Source organism: Pseudomonas sp. BF-B-15 (assembly GCF_019946675.1).
Classification (GTDB): domain Bacteria; phylum Pseudomonadota; class Gammaproteobacteria; order Pseudomonadales; family Pseudomonadaceae; genus Aquipseudomonas; species Aquipseudomonas migulae.
On sequence record NZ_JAGYFZ010000041.1, the window covers coordinates 26,198 to 49,348 of the forward strand.

Annotated in this window: 18 protein-coding genes; 12 read left to right on the forward strand and 6 right to left on the reverse strand. The window is 59.4% G+C overall.

Features of this window, described 5'->3' with window-relative positions:
- Window positions 1-10 precede the first annotated feature (10 nt).
- Together KGA97_RS15170 and KGA97_RS15175 are read left to right on the forward strand one after the other, a co-directional pair.
- Entirely contained in the window at window positions 11-1,315 is a 1,305-nt protein-coding gene (locus KGA97_RS15170) for a phospholipase (protein WP_223481016.1), read from the forward strand.
- 14 nt (window positions 1,316-1,329) lie between these two features.
- Window positions 1,330-1,533 (forward strand): hypothetical protein, encoded by a 204-nt coding sequence (locus tag KGA97_RS15175; RefSeq protein WP_223481017.1) that lies wholly within the window; start codon window positions 1,330-1,332, stop codon window positions 1,531-1,533.
- Between the two features lie 142 nt (window positions 1,534-1,675).
- On the opposite strand, the gene KGA97_RS15180 is transcribed toward KGA97_RS15175, so the two are convergent.
- From KGA97_RS15180 to KGA97_RS15195, 4 genes are all read right to left on the reverse strand, one after another.
- Window positions 1,676-2,425 carry a FadR/GntR family transcriptional regulator gene (locus KGA97_RS15180; RefSeq protein WP_031318393.1) on the reverse strand — a complete coding sequence of 250 codons (750 nt, stop codon included), beginning with the start codon at window positions 2,423-2,425 and terminating at the stop codon, window positions 1,676-1,678.
- Between the two features lie 180 nt (window positions 2,426-2,605).
- A complete protein-coding gene (locus KGA97_RS15185; protein ID WP_008037437.1) occupies window positions 2,606-4,333 on the reverse strand; it encodes an ABC transporter ATP-binding protein/permease in 1,728 nt (575 codons plus the stop codon).
- A 97-nt stretch (window positions 4,334-4,430) separates the two neighbouring features.
- Window positions 4,431-4,991, reverse strand: a complete 561-nt coding sequence (locus KGA97_RS15190; protein WP_008026845.1) for a response regulator transcription factor — start codon at window positions 4,989-4,991, stop codon at window positions 4,431-4,433.
- Window positions 4,984-6,246: an ATP-binding protein gene (locus KGA97_RS15195; protein ID WP_008037438.1), complete on the reverse strand. Its 1,263-nt coding sequence runs from the start codon at window positions 6,244-6,246 to the stop codon at window positions 4,984-4,986. Before KGA97_RS15195 ends, KGA97_RS15190 begins: the two co-directional genes overlap by 8 nt.
- Before the next feature lie 240 nt (window positions 6,247-6,486).
- Here KGA97_RS15195 and KGA97_RS15200 point away from each other — a divergent pair, with 240 nt between their 5' ends.
- The 10 genes from KGA97_RS15200 (at window position 6,487) to KGA97_RS15245 (ending at window position 20,690) form a co-directional block, all read left to right on the forward strand.
- The gene (locus tag KGA97_RS15200; RefSeq protein ID WP_192417392.1) at window positions 6,487-7,203 is read left to right on the forward strand and encodes an SIMPL domain-containing protein; all 717 of its coding nucleotides are present in this window, start codon (window positions 6,487-6,489) and stop codon (window positions 7,201-7,203) included.
- Between the two features lie 849 nt (window positions 7,204-8,052).
- The gene (locus KGA97_RS15205) at window positions 8,053-9,654 is read left to right on the forward strand and encodes an ABC transporter substrate-binding protein (RefSeq protein ID WP_223434788.1); all 1,602 of its coding nucleotides are present in this window, start codon (window positions 8,053-8,055) and stop codon (window positions 9,652-9,654) included.
- Window positions 9,655-9,912: 258 nt separating this feature from the next.
- Entirely contained in the window at window positions 9,913-11,538 is a 1,626-nt protein-coding gene (locus tag KGA97_RS15210; RefSeq protein ID WP_008036270.1) for an ABC transporter substrate-binding protein, read from the forward strand.
- 308 nt (window positions 11,539-11,846) lie between these two features.
- Window positions 11,847-13,448, forward strand: a complete 1,602-nt coding sequence (locus KGA97_RS15215) for an ABC transporter substrate-binding protein (RefSeq protein WP_008024394.1) — start codon at window positions 11,847-11,849, stop codon at window positions 13,446-13,448.
- Window positions 13,449-13,620: 172 nt separating this feature from the next.
- The gene (locus KGA97_RS15220) at window positions 13,621-15,039 is read left to right on the forward strand and encodes an OprD family porin (RefSeq protein ID WP_008036267.1); all 1,419 of its coding nucleotides are present in this window, start codon (window positions 13,621-13,623) and stop codon (window positions 15,037-15,039) included.
- A gap of 77 nt (window positions 15,040-15,116) precedes the next feature.
- Window positions 15,117-16,712, forward strand: coding sequence for an ABC transporter substrate-binding protein (locus KGA97_RS15225; RefSeq protein ID WP_008036266.1), 1,596 nt, complete (start codon window positions 15,117-15,119; stop codon window positions 16,710-16,712).
- Window positions 16,713-16,786: 74 nt separating this feature from the next.
- Window positions 16,787-17,797: an ABC transporter permease subunit gene (locus KGA97_RS15230; RefSeq protein WP_008024401.1), complete on the forward strand. Its 1,011-nt coding sequence runs from the start codon at window positions 16,787-16,789 to the stop codon at window positions 17,795-17,797.
- A gap of 10 nt (window positions 17,798-17,807) precedes the next feature.
- Window positions 17,808-18,731 (forward strand): ABC transporter permease subunit, encoded by a 924-nt coding sequence (locus KGA97_RS15235; RefSeq protein ID WP_008024403.1) that lies wholly within the window; start codon window positions 17,808-17,810, stop codon window positions 18,729-18,731.
- Window positions 18,732-18,741: 10 nt separating this feature from the next.
- Entirely contained in the window at window positions 18,742-19,710 is a 969-nt protein-coding gene (locus tag KGA97_RS15240) for an ABC transporter ATP-binding protein (protein WP_223481018.1), read from the forward strand.
- Entirely contained in the window at window positions 19,710-20,690 is a 981-nt protein-coding gene (locus tag KGA97_RS15245; RefSeq protein WP_008024408.1) for a peptide ABC transporter ATP-binding protein, read from the forward strand. Before KGA97_RS15240 ends, KGA97_RS15245 begins: the two co-directional genes overlap by 1 nt.
- Before the next feature lie 183 nt (window positions 20,691-20,873).
- On the opposite strand, the gene KGA97_RS15250 is transcribed toward KGA97_RS15245, so the two are convergent.
- Together KGA97_RS15250 and KGA97_RS15255 are read right to left on the reverse strand one after the other, a co-directional pair.
- A complete protein-coding gene (locus KGA97_RS15250) occupies window positions 20,874-21,119 on the reverse strand; it encodes a hypothetical protein (protein WP_223450655.1) in 246 nt (81 codons plus the stop codon).
- Window positions 21,120-21,470: 351 nt separating this feature from the next.
- Entirely contained in the window at window positions 21,471-23,054 is a 1,584-nt protein-coding gene (locus tag KGA97_RS15255; protein WP_008024413.1) for a peptide chain release factor 3, read from the reverse strand.
- Window positions 23,055-23,151 lie beyond the last annotated feature (97 nt).

The window sequence follows — 23,151 nt, forward strand, 5'->3', positions numbered from 1 at the left end:
GGAGATAGAAATGTCAGGTCTACACACAAAAACTCAGGAAAAACCAAAACAGGTCATTGCCGGTCTGGATGATCTGTTCACCGAGAACGGCATCGCCATTACGGGTAATGACCATCTGGTCCTGCGCCTCGACGAGCACCAAACCGACACCCACCAGCCATCCGCCCCTGCATTCGGCAACGCCTTGAAAGGCAAGCCACAGCTGAGGTTCGAAGGTGGTGAACACACCGCCATCGGCGACAACACGCTGCTGCGTTTCGCCAAAGATGCACCGGCGATAACAGCCTCGCAGGTCGAGTTGCATTTGCCTAACGGCCTGGCCCTGACGTATGGGCAGGTTGTTGCACTGGGCGGTGATTTCTATGGAATCCCGGACAAACCGGTCAGCGAAGGCGCAACCGCTGCCGACCGGATCCAGCGCTTTACCGAGGCCTTCAATTCCCTGGCGGTGCTGCCGGCGTCAAATGCCGAAGCGAAGCTGATCCTCGGAGTCATGCAGAAGGAAATCGCCGCGGTTAAACAGGCGATAAAGGACGGCAAACAGCCCCACGAGGCGTATGACGCATTGGGTGATACGTTGTCGGAAGAGTGGAACAAGATCACCGGCGGCGGCAGTTTCGTCTCGGCCCTGTATCCATTGGGCCGCTACCTGAAACTGGCCGCCAACAACGCTGACCACTTCGCCGAGTGGGCACTGTTGGCCTACATCGCCGGGCATACGGCGGCATTGCAACAAGCGGTGGTCGCCCATAACAGTGGCGATGACGCGTCGCTGGAACTGGCTTACGCGATGAACGCTTTCGCCGATCACTACCTGACCGACCTGTTTTCCGCCGGCCACCTGCGGGTGCCGCGCAAACAGTTGGCAGCGGTGGTCACGCCGAGTGACCTGGGCTCGTTGATTACCCGCTTCATGCACGACGAAGACAGCAAGTTCGGCCTCAATGTGCGCAACGGTGACGGCGTTCAATGGCACGCTTATGGCGACAAGCGCTACTTCGATGCAATCGACAGCGCCAATCGCGTCCAGGTCAATCTAGCGGTCCAGGTGTCGGCGGATGAAATTTTCGCGACGTACCTCAGCGGCATCGCCCCGTCGCCCGGCAGTTTCGCGGCATTGAAAAAACTGCCTGACCTGCAAGCGGTACTGAACCCGACGGGCAATTTCTCGCCGCTGTTCAAGGTCGAGGGCAACAAGGTGTTGCGGCGCAAGGACGTCAATAACCTGAATGACACCGCCACCGTCGATGACTGGTGGGGCTGGAGCACTTACCTGCTGCTCAAGGACTACAACCCGACTGGCAACGTGGCCTGATAAGGAGATCGATGATGACTATCAAACTGAAACTGGAATTGGCTTCGGGCGATTCGCTGAAGGGTGCGCCGCTGGAATTGCTGGCTGATGGCAAGGCCATTGCCAAAGCGGTGGTGGGTAAGCATGGGGAAGTGGTGTTCGATGCCAAGCCCGGTGCAGGTCGGTTGGCGGTGAGGGTGGATCGTTCGATTCTTCGTGCTGGCTGCGCTGTGGTGTAACGGCCACTGACCGCCATCGCTGGCAAGCCAGCTCCTACAGGTTCTTCGTCGTACACAAAATTTGCGTACGACACAGTTCCTGTAGGAGCCGGCTTGCCGGCGATGGCGGTCTCTCGGACAACCCGTAACCCGGGTTGAAATATTAACCCCGCTGCGCCTCAGCCTCTTCATGCGCATGACGCAGCCGCTCGCGGCTGTTCGTCAGATGCAAGCGCATCGCCGCCCGCGCCGCATCGGAATCCTGGCGTGCGATCGCATCGTAAATCTCTTCGTGCTCACGGCTCAGGCGACTCATGTAGTGCTGTTGGTCGTCATGGGCCAGGCGCGCAGAGTTGAGGCGCGTACGCGGAATGATGCTGGTGCCCAGATGGGTCATGATGTCGGTGAAGTAGCGGTTGCCGGTCGACAGCGCGATTTGCAGGTGGAACTGGAAGTCCGAGGCCACGGCATCGCTGGCGTGGGCCGCGCTTTCGTTCAAGGCGTCCAGGGCGGCGCGCATCAACGCCAACTGCTCAGGGCTGCGACGTTGCGCAGCAAGCCCCGCGGATTCCACTTCGAGGCTGATACGCAGCTCCAGAATCGCCAGCACATCACGCAGCGTCACCACCGTCGCCGGGTCGATACGGAAACCGCTCGGGCTCGGTGTATCGAGCACGAAGGTGCCGATGCCGTGGCGGGTTTCCACCTGCCCGGCCGCCTGCAAACGGGAAATCGCCTCGCGCACCACGGTGCGGCTGACGCCATGGGCATCCATGATCGCCGACTCGGTGGGCAATTTGTCGCCGCGCTTGAGGTGACCATCGCGGATCTGCTCGGACAGCACCGTCACCAATTCCTGTGCGAGGCTGCGGCGCTTGCGAGGGAGGCGTGGTGCGTCGATCGGGTTTTCCATGGTGAACGTCTGTCTCGAAAAATTCGGCTGAAACCGCATCATAGCTCAACGCGGTTGTACGATCACCATCACCCCTTTGTAGGAGCGAGGCTTGCCCGCGAAGAACGATGACGCGGTCTTAATTACAAACCGCATAACGGCCTTCGCGGGCAAGCCTCGCTCCTACAGGGGCGGGGGTGCTCAGGCGGTTACGGTCTGGTCCACCAGATGGCCGTTATCGATGCGCACATGCCGTGGATGGAAGCGTTTCAGGCTGCTGCGATGCCCGACGCTGACGATGCTGAGCCCCGGAATCTCATCGATCAACGCCTGATACAGCGAAGCTTCATCCTCTTCATCCATCGCCGAAGTCGCTTCGTCCATGTACAGCCATTGCGGTGCATAAAGCAGCGCACGGGCAAAGGCCAGACGTTGCTGTTCGCCCGGCGAAAGCATGCGTTGCCAGTGATTCGCTTCATCCAGGCGCGAAACCAGGTGTGGCAAACGACAGGTTTCCAGCACATGTACGTAGCGTTCCTGCGGATAGGTCTCGCCAGGCTGTGGATAACTCAGCACCTCGCGCAGCGTGCCAATCGGCAGATAAGGCTTTTGCGGCAGGAACAAATAGCGCGCCGCCGGCAGACGAATGCTGCCATGGCCTGTTGGCCACAAATGCCCCATCGCTCGCAGCAACGTGGACTTGCCGCTGCCGGAACGGCCGCTGAGCATCACGCGCTCGCCCTCCTCCACGGTCATGTCGGCATTGGTCAGCAGATGCCGACCGTCCGCCAGATCGAGGCCCAGGTTGTGAATCTTCAACCCATTACCCTGATTCTGTACGTCGATGGCCGGCGCGCGCTCTTCGTTGTCGGTCATGGCCTGACGGAAACTCAGCAGACGATCACAAGTGGCACGCCATGAGGCGAGGTTCTGGTACGCACTGATAAACCAGCTGAAACTCTCCTGCACATTGCCGAACGCCGAACTGATTTGCATCAGATCACCGAGTTCGATCTTGCCAGCGAAATAACGTGGGGCCGCGACCATGAACGGAAAGATGATGGCGGCCTGTTGGTAACCTGCGGTAAAGAACGTCAGACGCTTGGACACCTTCATGATGTCCCAGAAGTTGTGCCAGACCAGCCCGAAGCGGTGGCTCAAGCGACGATTTTCATTGGGTTCGCCGTTGTACAGGGCAATGGTCTCGGCATTTTCGCGAACCCGTACCATGGAGAAACGCAGGTCGGCTTCAAAGCGTTGTTGTTGGTTGTTCAGGCCGATCAGGCGACGACCGATCAGATGCGTCAGCCAGCTACCGATCACGGCATACACCAGCACACACCAGAACATGTAGCCGGGGATGGTGAAACCGAACACTTCGATACTGCCCGACACGCCCCACAGAATGATCGAGAACGACACCAGGCTGACAATGTTGCGCAGCAAACCGATGCCCAGCTCCAGGGTATTGGAGGTGAAGTTGTTGAGGTCTTCGGAAATCCGCTGGTCCGGGTTATCGGTGTAACCGCCCTGCTCCAGCTGGTAGTAATTCTTGTTGCCGAGCCAGCGGGCGAAATGCTTTTCCGTGAGCCAGGCACGCCAGCGGATGGTCAGCATCTGCGTCAGATAGAGCCGGTAAACGGCACCGATGATCGCCACCGCCGCAATCCCGCAGAAATACAGAATCAGCTGCCAGAACGCGGCTTCGTCCTTCTTCTGCAGAGCGTTGTAGAAGTCCTTGTACCAGGTGTTGAACCACACCGAGAGCCCCACGCTGATCAACGACAACGCGATCACCGCGATCAGTAGTGTCCAGGCCTTGACCTTCTCTTCGCTTTGCCAATAAGGCGTGATCATCGCCCAGACTTTGCGAAAAAACTGCCCGCGCACGGCATCGTTGACCGCGGAATATTCAGCGTTCTGATTCATGGAAAAGGCTCGATAAAGAAAAGAACACGCACGAACCGATCATAGATGATCGGCTCGGTTTGTCGCGAGGCGCGGCCGGCATTTGTTCAGCGCAGGTTCAGCGACGAACGGGACGCTTTTGCAGTTTGCGCTGCAGCGTACGGCGGTGCATGCCCAAGGCGCGGGCAGTGGCGGAGATGTTGCCTTCGTGTTCGGTCAACACGCGCTGGATGTGCTCCCACTGCAAGCGGTCCACCGACATCGGGTTTTCCGGCACCAGGGAGTCGAGGTCGGCGTGCTCGGAGAGCAGCGCAGCAAGGACATCATCGGCATCCGCCGGTTTGCACAGGTAGTTGCAGGCACCGCGCTTGATCGCTTCGACAGCGGTGGCAATGCTCGAGTAACCGGTGAGGATCACCACGCGCATCTCCGGGTCGAGTTCGAGCAGTTTTGGCAGCAACACCAGGCCGGAATCGCCGTCCATTTTCAGGTCCAGCGCGGCGTAATCCGGGATATCGGCCTGGGCGATGGTCAGGCCTTCTTCGGCGGAGCCGGCGGTGCTGACGCGAAAACCACGGCGAGCCATGGCGCGCGCCATCACGCGGGTGAACGTGGCGTCGTCATCTACCAGCAGCAAATGCGGCAGTTCTTCGCCTTCGACTTGGATCTCTTCACTCATGTTCGTCTCCTCGGGCGACACGGGGCAGGCGCAGCTCGGTGAGCGTACCGCCTTCCTCATGACTGTAGAGTTTCACTGAGCCGCCGGCGCGTGTCACGCTGGCCTTGCTCAAAAACAGGCCCAGGCCGAAACCTTTGCCCTTGGTGGTAAAAAACGGTTTGCCGATCTGTTCGGCAATGGCCAGCGGCACACCGGCGCCGTGGTCGCGAATGCTGATGGTCAAGTCCTCGGCATTCCAGTCCAGCGTCACTTGCAGCCCTTCGGGGCATGCATCAGCGGCGTTGTTCAACAAATTCAGCAACGCCTGGGTCAGGTCCGGAGGCGGCGCCATGCGTGGCACGGTGCCTTGGCCCAGGCGCTGGAAGCGGTAACTGGCTTCCGGGCGCATCAAGTGCCAGCGGTTCAGCGCTTCGTCGAGCCAATCGGTGACGTCCTGCATCTCCACAGCCAAGCGGCGATTGGCCTCGGCGGCGCGCACCAGTTGCTGCAAGGTTTCTTTGCAGAGTTTGACCTGATCCTGCAGCACGCTGAGGTCGTCCTGCAACATCGGATCGTGATGGTCCCGGCGCATTTCCTTGAGCAGCACGCTCATGGTCGCCAGCGGCGTGCCCAGTTCATGGGCGGCACCGGCGGCCTCGGTCGCGACGGCCAGCAATTGCTGATCACGCAGGCCTTCTTCGCGACGGATGGCGCGCAGCTCTTCCTGCCGCCGCAGCTCTTCGGCCATGCGCGCGGCGAAGAAGGTGATGACCGCCGCGGCGAGGGCGAAGCTCAGCCACATCCCGTAGACCTGCAGGTTTTCCCGGGCAATCGGGAAGGTTTGCAGCGGATAGAAACCCGCCAGCAACAAGGTGTACATCGCCAGGGCGATGCCCGACAGAATCACCGAATAACGCCATGGCAGCGTCACGGCGGCGATGGTCAGCGGCACCAGGTAATAAGAGACGAAGGGGTTGGTCGAGCCGCCGGAGAAATACAGCAAGGCGCTGTGGATAAACAGGTCGCAGGCCAGTTGCACGGCGTATTCGAGCTCAGTGACGGGCCAGGAGGTGCGCAGTCGAATGGCCGTGAACGCGCACAGCAACATCGAGCAACCGAGGGTCGCTGCCAATTGGAACCAAGGCAGCGGCAGCAAGTCGAGCCAGTAGGCCAGGCCCACGGAACCGGCCTGAGCGGCCAACACCAATGTGCGGATGAACGTCAGCCGCCAGAGATTCTGACGAGTTGCGGAAGTGATTTGAACGGGGGCGAGCATGAGCTCTCCTGATGAGCGCTCCAGGCAGATCGCACGGAGTATAACCAAGCACGGGGGCTGACAGGCAAAAGTGCGGCAAACGGCCACATGGCAGGAATATCAGCCGCGTCTATAAGGCCGCCTTCGCGGGCAACCATCTGTATAGAAGTTGTAACTGTGCGAACCGGATCATTAAAGCTAGAGTCTGATGGTTTCACGCAGGCTCGGACCTAACCCCTGCGCATCGTCCAAGGAGTTTTCATGCACACTTTCCGCCGCAGCGCCGCCCTTCTCGCCCTCAGCGTTGGCACCGTCGCCAGCCTCCCGGCCCTGGCCGCCGACGAGCTGCATTACAACCAGATTTCCCTGCGCGCCGAAGTCAGTCAGGAAGTTGCCCGCGACCTGATGATCGTGACCCTCTACACCGAAGAACAAAACACCGACCCGGCCAAACTCGCGGCCGACGTCAGCACCACCATGAACAAAGCGCTGGCCCAGGCCAAGCAAGTCAAAGACATCACCCTGCGCCAGGGCAGCCGCAACAGCTACCCGATCTACGACACCAAGGGCCAGAAAATCACTGGCTGGCGCGAACGCGCCGAACTGCGCCTGGAAAGCTCCGACTTCGCCGCCCTGTCGAAACTGACCGGCGAACTGCTCACCGACCTGAAAATGGGCGGCATGGACTTCGCCATCGCCACACCAACCCGCAAGGCCAGCGAAGACGCCCTGCTCAAAGACGCCGTGACCGCCTTCAAAGCCCGAGCACAACTGGCGACTGACGCGCTGGGTGGCAAGGGTTACAAAATCGTCAACCTGAACCTGAACAGCAACGGTTATCCACAACCGTACATGCGTGGGCCGATGATGATGAAAGCGGCCAGCATGGATGCCGCACCGGTTACGCCGGAAGTTGAAGCCGGCACCAGCCAGGTCAGCATGACGGCGGATGGGTCGATTGAAGTATTGATGCCTTGATTCGATAGCCAGTACAAAAAACGGCGACCACCAAAGTGATCGCCGTTTTTTTATGCCCCCGGAAAATCGACGCCACCCGATCCTGTAGGAGCCGGCTTGCTGGCGAAAAATTCCGGATTTTGCGGCGCTGCTACGCACGCCATCGTCGGAACGCCGCCCGCAGCAAGCCGGCTCCTACAAAGGTTCGGGTACATCCGCGAAATCAGGTCGTCTGGCAGGCCGCCATCGCCAGCAAGCCGGCTCCTACAAAAGTTCGGGTACATCCGCGAAATCGGGTCGGCTGGAAGGCCGCCATCGCCGGCAAGCCGGCTCCTACAAAGGCAGGTCGGCGTACACCCGCTTCTCACCACTCATCAGGCCGAGCGTTAGCTCGCCTGCAGCTTTTGATTTTGATCTGCCCGCCCCTTCGGGAGGCCGAGTGGAGGTTCTGCGCAGTGGGCAGCCCGGCATGGATGCCGGGCTAGCCGCCCCCGGCCATGGATGGCCGATGGCGGCGGGCCCACGGAGCAGGACCGGAGCGAGGGAACGCCGAGCCTAAGCGAGGGGCCGGACGCCGGGGCGAGACCTTTTGGTTCCTTTTGGGGCGTTTGCCAAAAGGGACTCGCCGTAAGGGCGAAACCATAGGAGGCCGTTACCGCAGGAATGGATATGTACACCCGGAAGAAAATGGTCGGCTATCAGGCCGCCATCGCCAGCAAGCCGGCTCCTACATGTCGATGTGTGCAGATCCGGAAAACAGCCTGAATATACCGAGATAGAGGGGTCCCCCTCACAAACGGATATTTCCGCCCACCCCGTCTACGACGCTACCCTGAGGAAAACACAGCGACCCAACCCCCCGGGGACTCCATGGAAAGAACCACCGTCAAACCACTCCTGCTCGCCCTAGCCCTCGCAACAACCGCCCCATTCGCACAAGCCGCCACCACCCTGGTCTACTGCTCCGAAGCCAGCCCCGCCGGCTTCGACCCCAGCCAATACACCAGCGGCACCGACTTCGACGCCTCGGCCGAAACCGTCTTCAACCGCCTCACCCAATTCAAACGCGGCGGCACCGAAGTCGAACCCGGGCTGGCGACAAACTGGGACGTGTCAAAAGACGGCCTCACCTACACCTTCCACCTGCGCGACGGCGTGAAATTCCACACCACCGACTACTTCACCCCGACCCGCGACTTCAACGCCGACGACGTGCTGTTCACCTTCCAGCGCCTGCTCGACCCGGAGAATGCGTTCCGCAAGGCCTATCCCGCCGAGTCCCCGTACTTCACCGACATGGACCTGAACAAAACGATCAAGAGCGTCGACAAAATCGACGAACACACCGTGCGCTTCAGCCTGAACAACATCGACGCCGCCTTCATCCAGAACCTGGCGATGAGTTTCGCTTCGGTGCAATCCGCCGAGTACGGCGCGCAATTGTTAAAGGAAGGCAAAGCAGCCGACATCAACCAGAAACCCGTCGGCACCGGCCCGTTCGTGTTCAAGCGTTATCAAAAGGACTCGCAGATCCGCTACGTCGCCAACAAGGCGTACTGGAAACCCGAGGACGTGAAAATCGACAACCTGGTGTTCTCGATCACCCCGGACGCCGCCGTGCGCTTGCAAAAACTCAAGGCCGGCGAGTGCCAGGTCAGCGGTTACCCGCGCCCGGCCGACATCGAGGTGATGGAGAAAGACCCGAACCTGCGCGTGCTCAAGCAGGCCGGGTTCAACCTCGGCTTCCTGGCCTACAACGTGACGCATCCGCCACTGGACCAGCTCAAGGTACGCCAGGCCCTGGACATGGCGATCGACAAACCGGCGATCATCAAGGCTGTCTACCAGAGTGCCGGGCAACTGGCGCAAAACGCCTTGCCACCGGCGCAATGGTCGTATGACCCGAGCATCAAGGATGCTTCCTACGACCCGACAAAAGCCCGGGCGCTACTGAAAGAAGCAGGGGTTGCACCCGGTACCACCATCAATTTGTGGGCCATGACCGTGCAGCGTGCCTCCAACCCCAATGCGCGGATGTCGGCACAGATGATCCAGCAGGATTGGGAGAAGGTCGGCATCAAGGCCAACATCGTCAGCTATGAATGGGGCGAGTACATCAAGCGCGCCAAGAACGGCGAACACGACGCGATGATCTACGGCTGGACCGGCGACAACGGCGACCCCGACAACTGGCTCGGCGTGCTCTACAGCTGCGCGGCCGTGAAGGGCAGCAACTACGCCAAGTGGTGCGACCCGGCCTACGACAAACTCGTCCAGCAAGCCAAGGTGTCCACGGACAAACAGCAGCGGGTGAAACTGTATCAACAGGCCCAACAAATCCTTAAGCAACAGGTGCCTATCACGCCGATCGCCAACTCGACGGTGTTCCAGCCGCTGCGCAAGGAAGTCACCGACTTCAAGATCAGCCCGTTCGGCCTCACACCCTTCTATGGTGTGGGTATAAATAAGTAACACCGCGCGCCAACCGGGTGCGCCCAGCGCCCCGGTTGCCCTTCGTCAGTGCGTGGTTTGCACCGAAAAAAATACACGCAAACGGTCAAATGCGCGTCAATTTATACATATGCGACATTAAGGTACGTTCGTGCCACTGTTTAAGGCTTGTGGCCATTCAACATCTTGCATTGGGTATGGCCCCTGCATAAGTATCCGCAGGCACGACTCACGAGGTCGTCCTCAAATTCAAAAATGACAACAAATCATGAGGCCACCATGCTTAAACACGCGGTCATTCCGTTTTTAGTCGGCGCCAGCTTGTTAGCTGCCGCACCTTTCGCCCAAGCGGCGACTAACCTGGTGTTCTGCTCCGAAGGGAGCCCGGCCGGTTTTGATCCTGGTCAGTACACCACCGGAACCGACTTCGACGCCTCTGCCGAAACCATGTTCAACCGTCTGACTCAGTTCGAGCGCGGCGGCACCGCCGTTATTCCTGGTCTGGCGACCAAGTGGGACATCTCCGATGATGGCCTGACTTACACCTTCCACCTGCGTGAAGGCGTCAAGTTCCACACTACCCCGTACTTCAAGCCGACTCGCGAGTTCAACGCCGACGACGTGCTGTTCACCTTTAATCGCATGATTAACAAGGATGATCCGTTCCGTAAGGCGTACCCGACCGAATTCCCGTACTTCACCGACATGGGGATGGACACCAACATCACCAAGATCGATAAAGTCGACGACCACACCGTCAAGTTCACCCTCAAAGAAGTAGATGCCGCGTTCATCCAGAACATGGCCATGAGCTTCGCCTCGGTGCAGTCCGCCGAGTACGCAGCCCAGCTGCTCAAGGAAGGCAAAGCCGCCGACATCAACCAGAAGCCGGTCGGCACTGGTCCGTTCGTGTTCAAGAGCTACCAGAAAGACTCCAACATCCGCTACACCGGGAACAAGGACTACTGGAAGCCTGACGACGTCAAGATCGACAACCTGATCTTCGCCATCACCACCGACCCTTCGGTGCGTATCCAGAAGCTGAAAAAGGGCGAGTGCCAGATCACTCTGTTCCCGCGTCCGGCCGACCTGAAGGCGCTGAAAGAAGACAAAACCCTGAAGGTGCCTGACCAGGCTGGTTTCAACCTGGGTTACATCGCCTACAACGTGATGGACAAGATCAAGGGTGACGACAAGCCGAACCCGATGGCCCAACTGAAAGTGCGTCAGGCACTGGACATGGCCGTCAACAAACAACAGATCATCGACTCGGTTTACCAGGGTGCAGGTCAAAAGGCCGTCAACGCCATGCCGCCGACCCAGTGGTCTTACGACACCACCATCGTGGATGCTCCGTACAACCCTGAGAAAGCCAAGGAGCTGCTCAAGGAAGCCGGTGTGAAGGAAGGCACCGAAATCGTTCTATGGGCAATGCCGGTGCAGCGTCCGTACAACCCGAACGCCAAGCTGATGGCAGAAATGCTGCAGTCCGACTGGGCGAAGATCGGTATCAAGGCCAAAATCCAGAGCTACGAATGGGGCGAGTACATCAAGCGCTCCAAAGGCGGCGAAAACGGCGCGATGCTGATTGGCTGGAGCGGCGACAACGGTGACCCGGACAACTGGCTGAACGTGCTGTTCGGCTGCGACTCGCTGCAAGGCAACAACTTCTCCAAGTGGTGCGACAAGAAGTTCGACGGCATCGTCAAAGAAGCCAAGCGCACGACCGACCAGGGCAAGCGCACCGAACTGTACAAGCAGGCGCAACACGTCCTCAAAGACGCTGTTCCGATGACACCTATCGCTCACTCGACGGTGTTCCAACCCATGCGCAACGAAGTGCAGGATTTCAAGATCAGCCCATTCGGCTTGAACTCCTTCTACGGCGTTAGCGTCAGCAAATAAGATTTGGCAACGGCGACGTTTTTGACGTCGCCGTTGCTTTTTCTACCGAGAAAGCAGGAAACAACCTACATCCTATTCCGCTGAGCATTACAGCTGCGGCGTCGGACGCGTTGCCCTTTCCTACGAGTCTTTAGGACTCTACGCATTTACTGCCAGACTCGCGGCTCTTACCGTCGGGTTCTGACCAGTGCACGCGTGGGTTCTCGGTTATTGCTGCACGTCATGGCTTGAGATCAGTGACGCCTCCACGTCCCCGGACGGGACAGCGGCGCATTGAAAACACTTAGCGAAAGAGAGAAGGGAGCGTCATGCGCCATACCTTGGTTTTATCCGCATTGCTGGGCACCGGCCTGCTGGCCGCCACTTCCATCAGCCAGGCCGCCAACAACAGCCTGGTGTTCTGCTCCGAAGGCAGCCCGGCTGGCTTCGACACCGCGCAGTACACGACCGCGACCGATAACGACGCCGCCGAGCCGTTGTACAACCGATTGGCAGAATTCGAAAAAGGCGCCACCAACGTCGTACCAGGCCTGGCAAAGAGCTGGGATATTTCCGAAGACGGCCTCAAGTACACCTTTCACCTGCGCGAAGGGGTGAAATTTCATACGACCAAGTACTTCACGCCGAGCCGTGATTTCAACGCCGATGACGTGCTGTTCACCTTCAATCGCATGCTCGATCCGCAGCAACCTTTCCGTAAGGCTTATCCAACCGAGTTCCCGTATTTCAACGGGATGAGCCTGAACAAGAACATCGCCAAGGTCGAAAAGACCGGGCCGCTGACCGTGGTCATGACGCTCAACAGCGTGGACGCCGCGTTCATCCAGAACATCGCCATGAGCTTCGCTGCCATCCTGTCCGCCGAATACGCCGACAAGCTGCTGGCCGAAGGCAAGCCGAGCGACATCAACCAGAAGCCGATCGGCACCGGGCCGTTCGTGTTCAAGAGCTACCAGAAAGACTCCAACATCCGTTACAGCGGCAACAAGCAGTACTGGGACCCGAGCCGGGTCAAGCTCGACAACCTGATTTTCGCCATCAACACCGATGCGTCGGTGCGGGTGCAGAAACTCAAGGCCAACGAGTGCCAGATCACCCTGCACCCACGTCCCGCCGATGTCGAAGCGCTGAAGAACGACGCGAATCTCAAGCTCATCGAAAAGCCTGGCTTCAACCTCGGCTACATCGCCTACAACGTGCGCCACAAACCATTCGACCAGCTCGAAGTGCGTCAGGCGCTGGACATGGCGGTGAACAAGCAAAGCATTCTCAACGCCGTTTACCAAGGCGCCGGTCAACTGGCGCAAAACGCCATGCCGCCGACCCAATGGTCCTACGACGAGACCATTAAAGACGCCGCCTACAACCCGGAAAAAGCCAAGGAACTGCTCAAGGCTGCCGGCGTGAAAGAAGGCACCGAAATTACCCTGTGGGCGATGCCGGTTCAGCGTCCCTACAACCCCAACGCCAAGTTGATGGCCGAGATGCTCCAGGCTGACTGGGCGAAGATCGGTCTCAAAGTGAAGATCGTCAGCTACGAATGGGGCGAGTACATCAAGCGCACCAAGAATGGCGAGCACGACGTCAGCCTGATTGGCTGGACCGGTGACAATGGGGACCCGGACAACTGGCTCGGCACGCTTTACAGCTGCGACGCCATTGGCGGCAACAACTACTCCCAATGGTGTGATCCGGCTTACGACAAGCTGATCAAGCAGGCCAAGGTCGTCACCGACCGTGACCAGCGCACCGTGCTTTACAAACAGGCTCAGCAGTTGCTCAAGCAGCAAGTGCCGATCACGCCTGTCGCTCACTCGACGGTCAACCAGCCGTTAAGCGCCAAAGTCGAAGGATTCAAGGTGAGTCCTTTCGGCCGCAACGTGTTCTCGGGCGTCAGTATCGACAAATAACCGATTAGCCAAAAAACGCTGGGGGCGGATTCCGCCCTCACGCAAGCGTATTGCCGTTATTTGCCGATCAGGCCGACAGCAAACGTTTGCGAAGCCTTGTATGAGTTCCAAAACCAATAGCCGGATCACAAAAAAAGACCGGTATAAAAAAAGCAAGAAAGGAGCTTCACCCATGAAACTGAGCAGCACCGCGTTATTGGCCCTGGCCATCAGCAGCGTTACCGCCACGGCCTACGCTGAGTCCCAGAGCCAGGCTTTCACACCGGTCACCGTCAAGGAAAAGAGCGCCCAAAGCGAAGCCACCGGCTTTGTCGAAGGGCAATCGGTCACCGGCTCCACGCGTAACTGGTATGCGAATGAGTCGTTCAAGCGGGGCGCGACGCTCAACTATCGTAAAAATGGTGAGACTCACACGACTGACCGCCGCATCAACTGGGTGCAAGGCACGATCATCAAGTACAACTCGGGCTTCACCGAAGGCACTGTAGGCTTCAGCACCGAAATCGCCGCCTACAACGCCATTGCCCTGGACCGTGACCGTAAAGACCTCGCCTCCGGCAACGGCGGTGCGCCTGAGCCAGGTCGCTCCGGCCGTGGTAACAACCGTACGCTGACTGAAAATGGCGGTGACGCTGTTGATCAGTGGAGCAAACTGGGCCTGGCCAACGTCAAGGCACGCGTCTCCAACACCACACTGACGGCTGGTCGCCAGAATTTCAGCAGCCCGCAAGTGGATGTCATCGGTAACCGTCCCCTGCCTTCGAGCTTCGAAGGTGTGACCCTGCACAGCGAAGAGCTGGAAAACCTGTCCTTCGACCTCGGCACCTTCGACCGTAACTCGCCACGTACCGAACAGAGCCAGCGCAAGTTCCGTTCCGAATACGGCGACGGTACTGCCGAAGCGGATCACGTCAACACCGCCGGTATCACCTATCAGCCGTTCGCCAGCCTGACCACCAGTCTGTGGGGCACCCAGGCTGAAGACCTGTGGAACCAGTACTACTTCGGCGCCAGCCATGTGTTGGGCGACAGCTCGATCCTGAGCCTGACCACCGGCCTGAACTACTACAAAACCGTCGACGAAGGTAAAGCCAAGCTCGGCCAGATCGACAACGACACCTACTCCCTGTCGTTCGGCCTGACCCACCAGGCTCACAGCCTGACCTTCTCGTACCAGGAAGTGAACGGTAACGAGTACTTCGACTACCTGCACGAAACCAACGGCATCTACCTGGCCAACTCCCTGTTGTCGGACTTCAACGGCCCGAACGAGAAATCCTTCCAGGTCGCCTACGGCCTGAACATGGCTGAATACGGCGTTCCAGGCCTGAAGTTCAACATCTACCAGGCGCGCGGCTGGGGCATCGACGGTACTCACTACAACAGCACCGGCTACGGCGACGTGAAAGGAATGGACGGCGAGCACCATTACGAATACGGCATCGGTGCTTCGTACGCCGTGCAGAGTGGCCCGCTCAAGGCGACCGCGATCCGCGCGACCTACACCGCTCACCGCGCCAGCGAAAACCAGGCGGATGGCAGCCTCAACGAGTTCCGTCTCGTGACCACCATCCCGTTCAACGTTCTGTAATGCACCCGCCGAACGGCTGATTCAGTGACGAATCTACCGTTCGGCTTTTGTCCTTAACTGATTGCAGAGGGCTCTTGATGAAAATGCTTCCCCTACGTGCGGCCATCGCTGCCGCGTTGCTGAGTGTTGCCGTTGGCGTCTCGGCCAAACCCTTGGTGGTTTGCACCGAAGCCAGTCCGGAAGGCTTCGACATGGTTCAATACACGACTGCAGTCACAGCCGATGCGGTGGCCGAAACCATCTTCAACCGCCTGGCGGACTTCAAGCCCGGTACCACCGAAGTGATTCCGGCACTGGCCGAGTCCTGGGACATCAGCGAAGACGGCCTGACCTACACGTTCCACCTGCGCAAAGGCGTCAAGTTTCACACCACCGAATACTTCAAGCCGACCCGCGACATGAACGCCGACGACGTGGTCTGGAGCTTCCAGCGTCAACTGGACCCAAATCACCCGTGGCACAAACTGTCGAGCGTGGGCTTCCCGTACTTTGAAAGCATGGGCTTCAAGGAACTGCTGAAAAGCGTCGAGAAAGTTGACGACAACACAGTCAAATTCACCCTGACCCGCCGCGAAGCGCCGTTCCTGGCCGACATCGCCATGGCGTTCTCCTCGATTTACCCTGCCGAGTACGCCGACCAGCTGCTCAAGACGAACAAGACCGGCGACCTCAACAACAAACCGGTCGGCACCGGCCCGTTCGTTTTCCAGCGTTACGCCAAGGACGCTCAGGTTCGCTTCAAGGCCAACCCGGACTACTTCCGTGGCAAGCCGCCGGCTGACTCGTTGATCCTGGCCATCGCCACCGATAACAACGTGCGCCTGCAGAAGCTCAAGGCCAACGAGTGCCAGGTCGCGCTGTATCCGAAGCCGGATGACATCCCGAGCATCAAGAAAGACGCCAAACTGAGCGTCGATGAACTGAACGCGATGACCGTTTCGTACATCGCCATGAACACCACGCACAAGTACATGAGCGACGTGCGGGTGCGCAAAGCCATCGACATCGCCTTCGATAAAGAGGCTTATGTCAACGCGCTGTTTGGTAAAGGCAATGCGACAGTGGCGGTCAACCCGTTCCCGGACACGCTGCTGGGCTACAACCACAGCCTGAAAAACCCGGCCCGTGATCTGGACAGGGCCCGCGCCCTGCTCAAGGAAGCCGGCGTACCGGAAGGCACCACCTTCACCCTGTTCACCCGCAACGGTGGCGGCCCGACCAACCCGAACCCGATGCTCGGCGCGCAGATGATGCAGGCTGACCTGGCCAAGGTCGGGATCAAGATCGACATTCGCGTGATGGAATGGGGCGAAATGCTCAAACGCGCGAAAAACGGCGAGCACGACATGGTTTCCGCCGGATGGGCGGGTGATAACGGCGACCCGGATAACTTCCTGACGCCTATGCTCAGTTGCGAAGCCGCGAAGAACGGCGAAAACTATGCACGCTGGTGCAATGACAAGTTCCAGGCGCTGATCGACCAGGCTCGCGAAAAAACCGATCCGGCCGAGCGGGCAGCGCTGTACGAGCAGGCCCAGGTTATTTTTAACCAGGACCAGCCATGGATCAGCATGGCGCACACTAGAATGTTCACCGCTATGCGCAACAACGTAGAGGGCTATCACATTAGCCCCCTCACCACTAATAACTTCGCCACCACCCAGGTGAAGTAGATAAGAAAACTCCCGGTGTCCCTGACTCCAGGGACACCAGGCACGCCTAACCGGCTGATGAGGTACACCAGAAGATGTTTAGTTTTATTGCCCGCCGATTGGGGTTATTGATCCCCACGTTCTTCGGCATCACCTTGCTGACTTTCGCGTTGATTCGCATGATTCCAGGCGACCCCGTGGAAGTAATGATGGGCGAACGACGAGTCGACCCCGAAATGCATGCTCAGGCAATGGAACGCCTAGGTCTGAACAAACCGCTGTATGCCCAATACCTGGACTACATCGGCAAACTGGCTCACGGCGATCTCGGAGAATCCCTGCGTACCCGTGAAAGCGTGTGGAGCGAGTTCAGCTCTCTATTCCCCGCGACCCTGGAACTGTCCATGGCCGCCCTGTTGTTCGCCGGCATCCTGGGCCTTCTGGCCGGGGTGATCGCGGCACTCAAGCGAGGATCCCTGTTCGACCATGGGGTGATGGGCATCTCCCTGGCGGGATATTCGATGCCGATCTTCTGGTGGGGCCTGATCCTGATCATGTTCTTCTCGGTGTCCCTGGGCTGGACCCCGGTGTCCGGGCGGATCGACCTGCTCTATGACATCGAGCCGCGCACCGGCTTCATGCTCATCGACACGCTGCTGGCCGATGACGTCGGTGCGTTCCTCGATGCCCTGCATCACCTGATCCTGCCGGCCATCGTGCTCGGCACCATCCCGCTGGCGGTGATTGCGCGGATGACCCGTTCTTCGATGCTCGAAGTGCTGCGCGAAGACTACATCCGGACCGCCAAGGCCAAAGGCCTGTCGCCGTCGCGCGTAGTGTTCGTACACGGCCTGCGCAACGCACTGATTCCGGTACTGACAGTAGTCGGCCTGCAAGTCGGCACATTGCTGGCCGGTGCGGTCCTGACCGAAACCATCTTCTCGTGGCCCGGCATCGGCAAATGGCTGATCGAAGCCATTGGCGCACGGGATTATCCCGTGGTGCAAAACGGCATCCTGTTAATCGCCTGCCTGGTGATTCTGGTGAACTTCATCGTGGACATCCTCTACGGCTTCGCCAACCCACGCATCCGTCACCAGCGCTGAGATCATGACCATGACCACTCCAGCTTCAACTACAAATCAAGCGGTAACAGTCGATCAAAGCCTGCTGTACCCGTCCCCGTACAAAGAATTCTGGCAAGCGTTCTCCAAGAACAAAGGCGCCGTCGCCGGCCTGATGTTCATGTTGCTGGTGATCTTCTGCGCGATCTTCGCGCCGTGGGTCTCGCCACATAACCCAAGCGAGCAATACCGTGACTTCCTGCTGACCCCGCCGTCCTGGCTGGAAGGCGGGCAAATCCAGTTCCTGCTCGGCACCGATGAACTGGGCCGCGACCTGCTGTCGCGCCTGATCAACGGTTCGCGCCTGTCCCTGCTGATCGGCTTGTCGTCGGTGGTGATGTCGCTGATCCCGGGCATCCTGCTCGGTCTGTTCGCCGGCTTCTTCCCGCGCATCCTTGGCCCGACCATCATGCGTCTGATGGACATCATGCTGGCCCTGCCCTCGCTGCTGCTGGCCGTGGCGATTGTCGCCATCCTCGGCCCTGGCCTGATCAACACCATCATTGCCATCGCCGTCGTTTCGTTGCCGTCCTATGTTCGTCTGACCCGCGCTGCGGTGATGGGCGAGCTGAACCGCGACTACGTGACCGCCGCGCGTCTGGCCGGTGCCGGTCTGCCACGCCTGATGTTCGTCACCGTGCTGCCAAACTGCATGGCGCCGCTGATCGTTCAGGCCACCCTGAGTTTCTCCTCGGCGATTCTCGATGCCGCAGCCCTTGGCTTCCTGGGCCTTGGCGTACAACCGCCAACCCCTGAGTGGGGCACCATGCTGGCTTCGGCTCGCGACTACATCGAACGCGCCTGGTGGGTAGTAAGTCTGCCTGGTTTGACCATTTTGCTCAGCGTGCTGGCAATCAACTTGATGGGCGACGGCCTGCGCGATGCGCTGGACCCGAAACTCAAGAACGCCGCCTGAGGAGATTCAAATGTCACTGTTAGAAATCAAGAATCTCAACGTTCGCTTCGGCGACAAGAACGCCGTTCCGGTGGTCGACGGGCTCGACATTTCCGTGGACAAGGGCGAAGTGCTGGCCATCGTTGGCGAGTCGGGTTCGGGTAAATCCGTGACCATGATGGCGCTGATGGGCCTGATCGAACATCCGGGTATCGTCACCGCCGACGCCCTGAATTTCGACGGCAAGAACATGCTCAAGCTCAGCAACCGTCAGCGTCGGCAAATCGTCGGCAAAGACCTGGCCATGGTCTTCCAGGACCCGATGACCGCGCTGAACCCGAGCTACACCGTCGGCTTCCAGATCGAAGAAGTGCTGCGCCTGCACCTGAAAATGTCCGGCAAGCAAGCGCGCAAACGCGCCATCGAACTGTTGGAAAAAGTGGAAATCCCGGGCGCCGCCAGCCGTATGGAGGCCTACCCGCATCAACTGTCCGGCGGTATGAGCCAGCGTGTTGCGATCGCCATGGCGATTGCCGGCGAGCCGAAACTGCTGATCGCAGACGAACCGACCACCGCACTGGACGTGACGATTCAGGCGCAGATCATGGACCTGCTCCTGGCGTTGCAGAAAGAGCAGAACATGGGCCTGGTGCTGATCACTCACGACCTCGCGGTCGTGGCCGAAACCGCCCAGCGTGTGTGCGTGATGTACGCCGGCCAGGCCGTAGAAGTCGGTCATGTGCCACAACTGTTCGACATTCCGGCGCACCCGTACAGCGAAGCGCTGCTCAAGGCGATTCCGGAACACAGCCTCGGCGCCTCACGCCTGTCGACATTGCCGGGCATCGTTCCCGGTCGTTACGACCGTCCGCAAGGTTGCCTGCTGTCGCCGCGCTGCCCGTATGTGCAGGACAGCTGCCGTGCGCAGCGTCCGGCCCTTGACCCGAAAAGCAACAGCCTCGCCCGCTGCTTCTACCCGCTGAACCAGGAGGTGGCGTAATGGCCGTCGTACTTACCGCCCGCGACCTCACCCGTCACTACGAAGTGTCCCGCGGCCTGTTCAAGGGCCATGCGACCGTACGCGCCCTGAACGGTGTGTCGTTCGAACTGGAAGCCGGCAAGACCCTCGCTGTCGTGGGCGAGTCCGGTTGCGGCAAATCCACCCTGGCCCGCGCCCTGACGCTGATCGAAGAGCCGTCTTCCGGCTCCTTGAAAATCGCCGGGCAGGAAGTCGCCGGTGCTGACAAGGCTCAACGCAAACAACTGCGCAAAGACGTGCAGATGGTGTTCCAGAGCCCGTACGCCTCGTTGAACCCTCGGCAGAAAGTCGGTGATCAACTCGCCGAGCCGTTGCTGATCAACACCAGCCTCAGCGCAGCCGAGCGTCGCGAAAAAGTGCAGGCGATGATGAAGCAGGTGGGTTTGCGCCCTGAGCATTACCAGCGCTATCCGCACATGTTCTCCGGCGGTCAGCGCCAGCGCATCGCCCTCGCTCGCGCGATGATGCTGCAGCCTAAAGTGCTGGTAGCGGACGAACCGACCTCGGCGCTGGACGTGTCGATCCAGGCGCAGGTGCTGAACCTGTTCATGGACCTGCAGCAAGAGTTCAACACCGCCTACGTGTTCATCTCGCACAACCTGGCCGTGGTGCAACACGTTGCCGATGACGTGATGGTGATGTACCTCGGTCGCCCGGTGGAAATGGGCCCGAAGAACGACATCTACGAGCGTCCGCTGCACCCGTACACCCAGGCGTTGCTGTCGGCCACACCGACCATTCACCCGGACCCGAACAAGCCGAAGATCAAGATCGTCGGCGAGTTGCCCAACCCGTTGAACCCGCCGTCGGGCTGCGCTTTCCACAAGCGTTGCCCGTACGCGACCGACCGTTGCAAAACCGAAGAGCCAGCCCTGCGCCCTCTCGATAACCGCCAGGTGGCTTGCCACTACGCCGAGCAGTTCCTCGACGGCGCGGCGTAACAGCGGGCTGAAAAAACCTGTAGGAGCGAGCCTGCCTGCGATGGAGTGTCAGCCAACACGGCTGTTACTGATACTCCATCGCGAGCAGGCTCGCTCCTACAAGGGATAGGTGTTCTGTTCAAAAACCTCTTCTGCTTCGATTGCGCGTCAATCGGGTCGAAGGGGTTTTATTTTGCCTGCTATTCAGGCCCCTTCTTCCTCATCACTGTCCGGTTCGTCAGTGGTCGTATCATCATCGTCCGCACTGCCGCCCTGCCCCTGATCACCGGGCTCTGATTCGGACTTGGCGATCATCATGCCGGTGTGCGTCACCTGCCCACTCGACGCCTGGCTTTCGTGATCCTCACACTCGGCCCAGACCGCCGAACTGCCGAGGGCCAGCATCAGCAAAACCTTCAACAGCAGCACAACGCGTAGCAACCTGTTCATAGTCGATTCCATCCTTTTGCAGGTGAAACATCTGTACCTGTCTGGCGCTCTTTGAAATCTAGTTCCGATCAGCCGGGTTCTCCAGATAGGACGCTAACGAAGAGACGGAATGCGATGGCTTTAGAGATTGGTTGTGAATATGGCCTATAACCAAACCCGCTAACACGATGCTTTTCTGTAGGAGCCAGCTTGCTGGCGATGGTCGTTAACGATAACGCGCGCTGTCAGGATTAACGCGGCGTTCTCTGGTCCATCGCCAGCAAGCTGGCTCCTACAGGGGGGGATTTGTGTCGGGCATTAAAAAACCCCGGTGCTTTCGCAACCGGGGCTTTTGGTTTTGCAGCTCAGCGCTTAGTGGTGCTCACGCGTCGCACGGAATTTCACATCCGGCCAGCGCTCTTCCATCAGCGCCAGGTTGACGCGGGTCGGCGCCAGGTAGGTCAGGTGACCACCGCCGTCGACCGCGAGGTTTTCCACGGCCTTGACCCGGAACTCCTCGAACTTCTTCTTATCGTCGCAATCGATCCAGCGCGCGGAGTACACGGTGATCGGCTCGTAGGAGCACTCAACCTTGTATTCCTCTTTCAAGCGGCTGGCGACCACATCGAACTGCAGCACACCGACGGCGCCGAGGATGATGTCGTTGCTGCGCTCAGGGAAGAACACCTGGGTCGCGCCTTCTTCGGCCAATTGCTGCAAACCTTGGCGCAGTTGCTTGGATTTCAGCGGATCACGCAGACGCACGCGACGGAACAGTTCCGGGGCGAAGTGCGGGATGCCGGTGAAGCCCAGGACTTCGCCTTCGGTGAAAGTGTCGCCGATCTGGATGGTGCCGTGGTTGTGCAGGCCGATGATGTCGCCGGCAAATGCTTCTTCCAGTTGCTCACGTTCGGAGGAGAAGAACGTCAGGGCATCGCCGATCCGCACGTCCTTGCCGGTGCGCACGTGGCGCATCTTCATGCCTTTTTCGTACTTGCCGGAGCAAATGCGCATGAAGGCGATACGGTCGCGGTGTTTCGGGTCCATGTTCGCCTGGATCTTGAACACGAAGCCGCTGAATTTCTCTTCGACCGGCTCCACGGTGCGCTCGTTGGCGACACGGGCCAGCGGTTTCGGTGCCCAGTTGACCACGGCGTCGAGCACGTGATCGACACCGAAGTTGCCCAATGCGGTACCGAAGAACACCGGGGTCAGTTGGCCGTCGAGGAATTCCTGCTGGTTGAATTCGTGGCAGGCGCCCTGAACCAGTTCCAGTTGATCAACGAAGCGATCGTACTCGTCGCCCAAGTGCGCGCGGGCTTCATCGGAGTCGAGCTTTTCGATGATTTTCACATCGGTGCGCTCGTGGCCGTGACCGGCGGTGTACACGATGATGTAGTCGTCGGCGAGGTGATAAACGCCTTTGAAATCGCGGTAGCAACCAATCGGCCAGGTGATCGGCGCAGCCTTGATCTTCAGGACCGCTTCGATTTCGTCGAGCAGTTCGATCGGGTCGCGGATGTCGCGGTCGAGTTTGTTGATGAAGCTGACGATCGGCGTGTCACGCAGACGGCAAACGTCCATCAACGCGATAGTCCGTGGCTCGACACCCTTACCGCCGTCGAGGACCATCAATGCCGAGTCCACCGCCGTCAGGGTGCGGTAGGTATCTTCGGAGAAGTCTTCGTGGCCCGGGGTGTCGAGCAGGTTGATCATGTGATCGCGATACGGGAACTGCATGACCGACGTGGTAATCGAGATACCCCGCTGCTTTTCCATTTCCATCCAGTCGGAGGTGGCATGGCGGTCGGACTTGCGAGACTTCACCGTGCCGGCAACCGCAATCGCCTTGCCCATCAGCAAGAGCTTCTCGGTGATGGTGGTTTTACCGGCATCGGGGTGGGAAATAATGGCGAAAGTGCGGCGTTTCGCGACTTCGGCGGCCTGTTTGGTCATGGGAAATCGCCTGGCGGTGATTCAAAAAAGGGCGGCGAGTATAGCGCAAACCGACCGCCACGGACCACCGCCCGCCCGGACGCGCGGACTTTTGTAG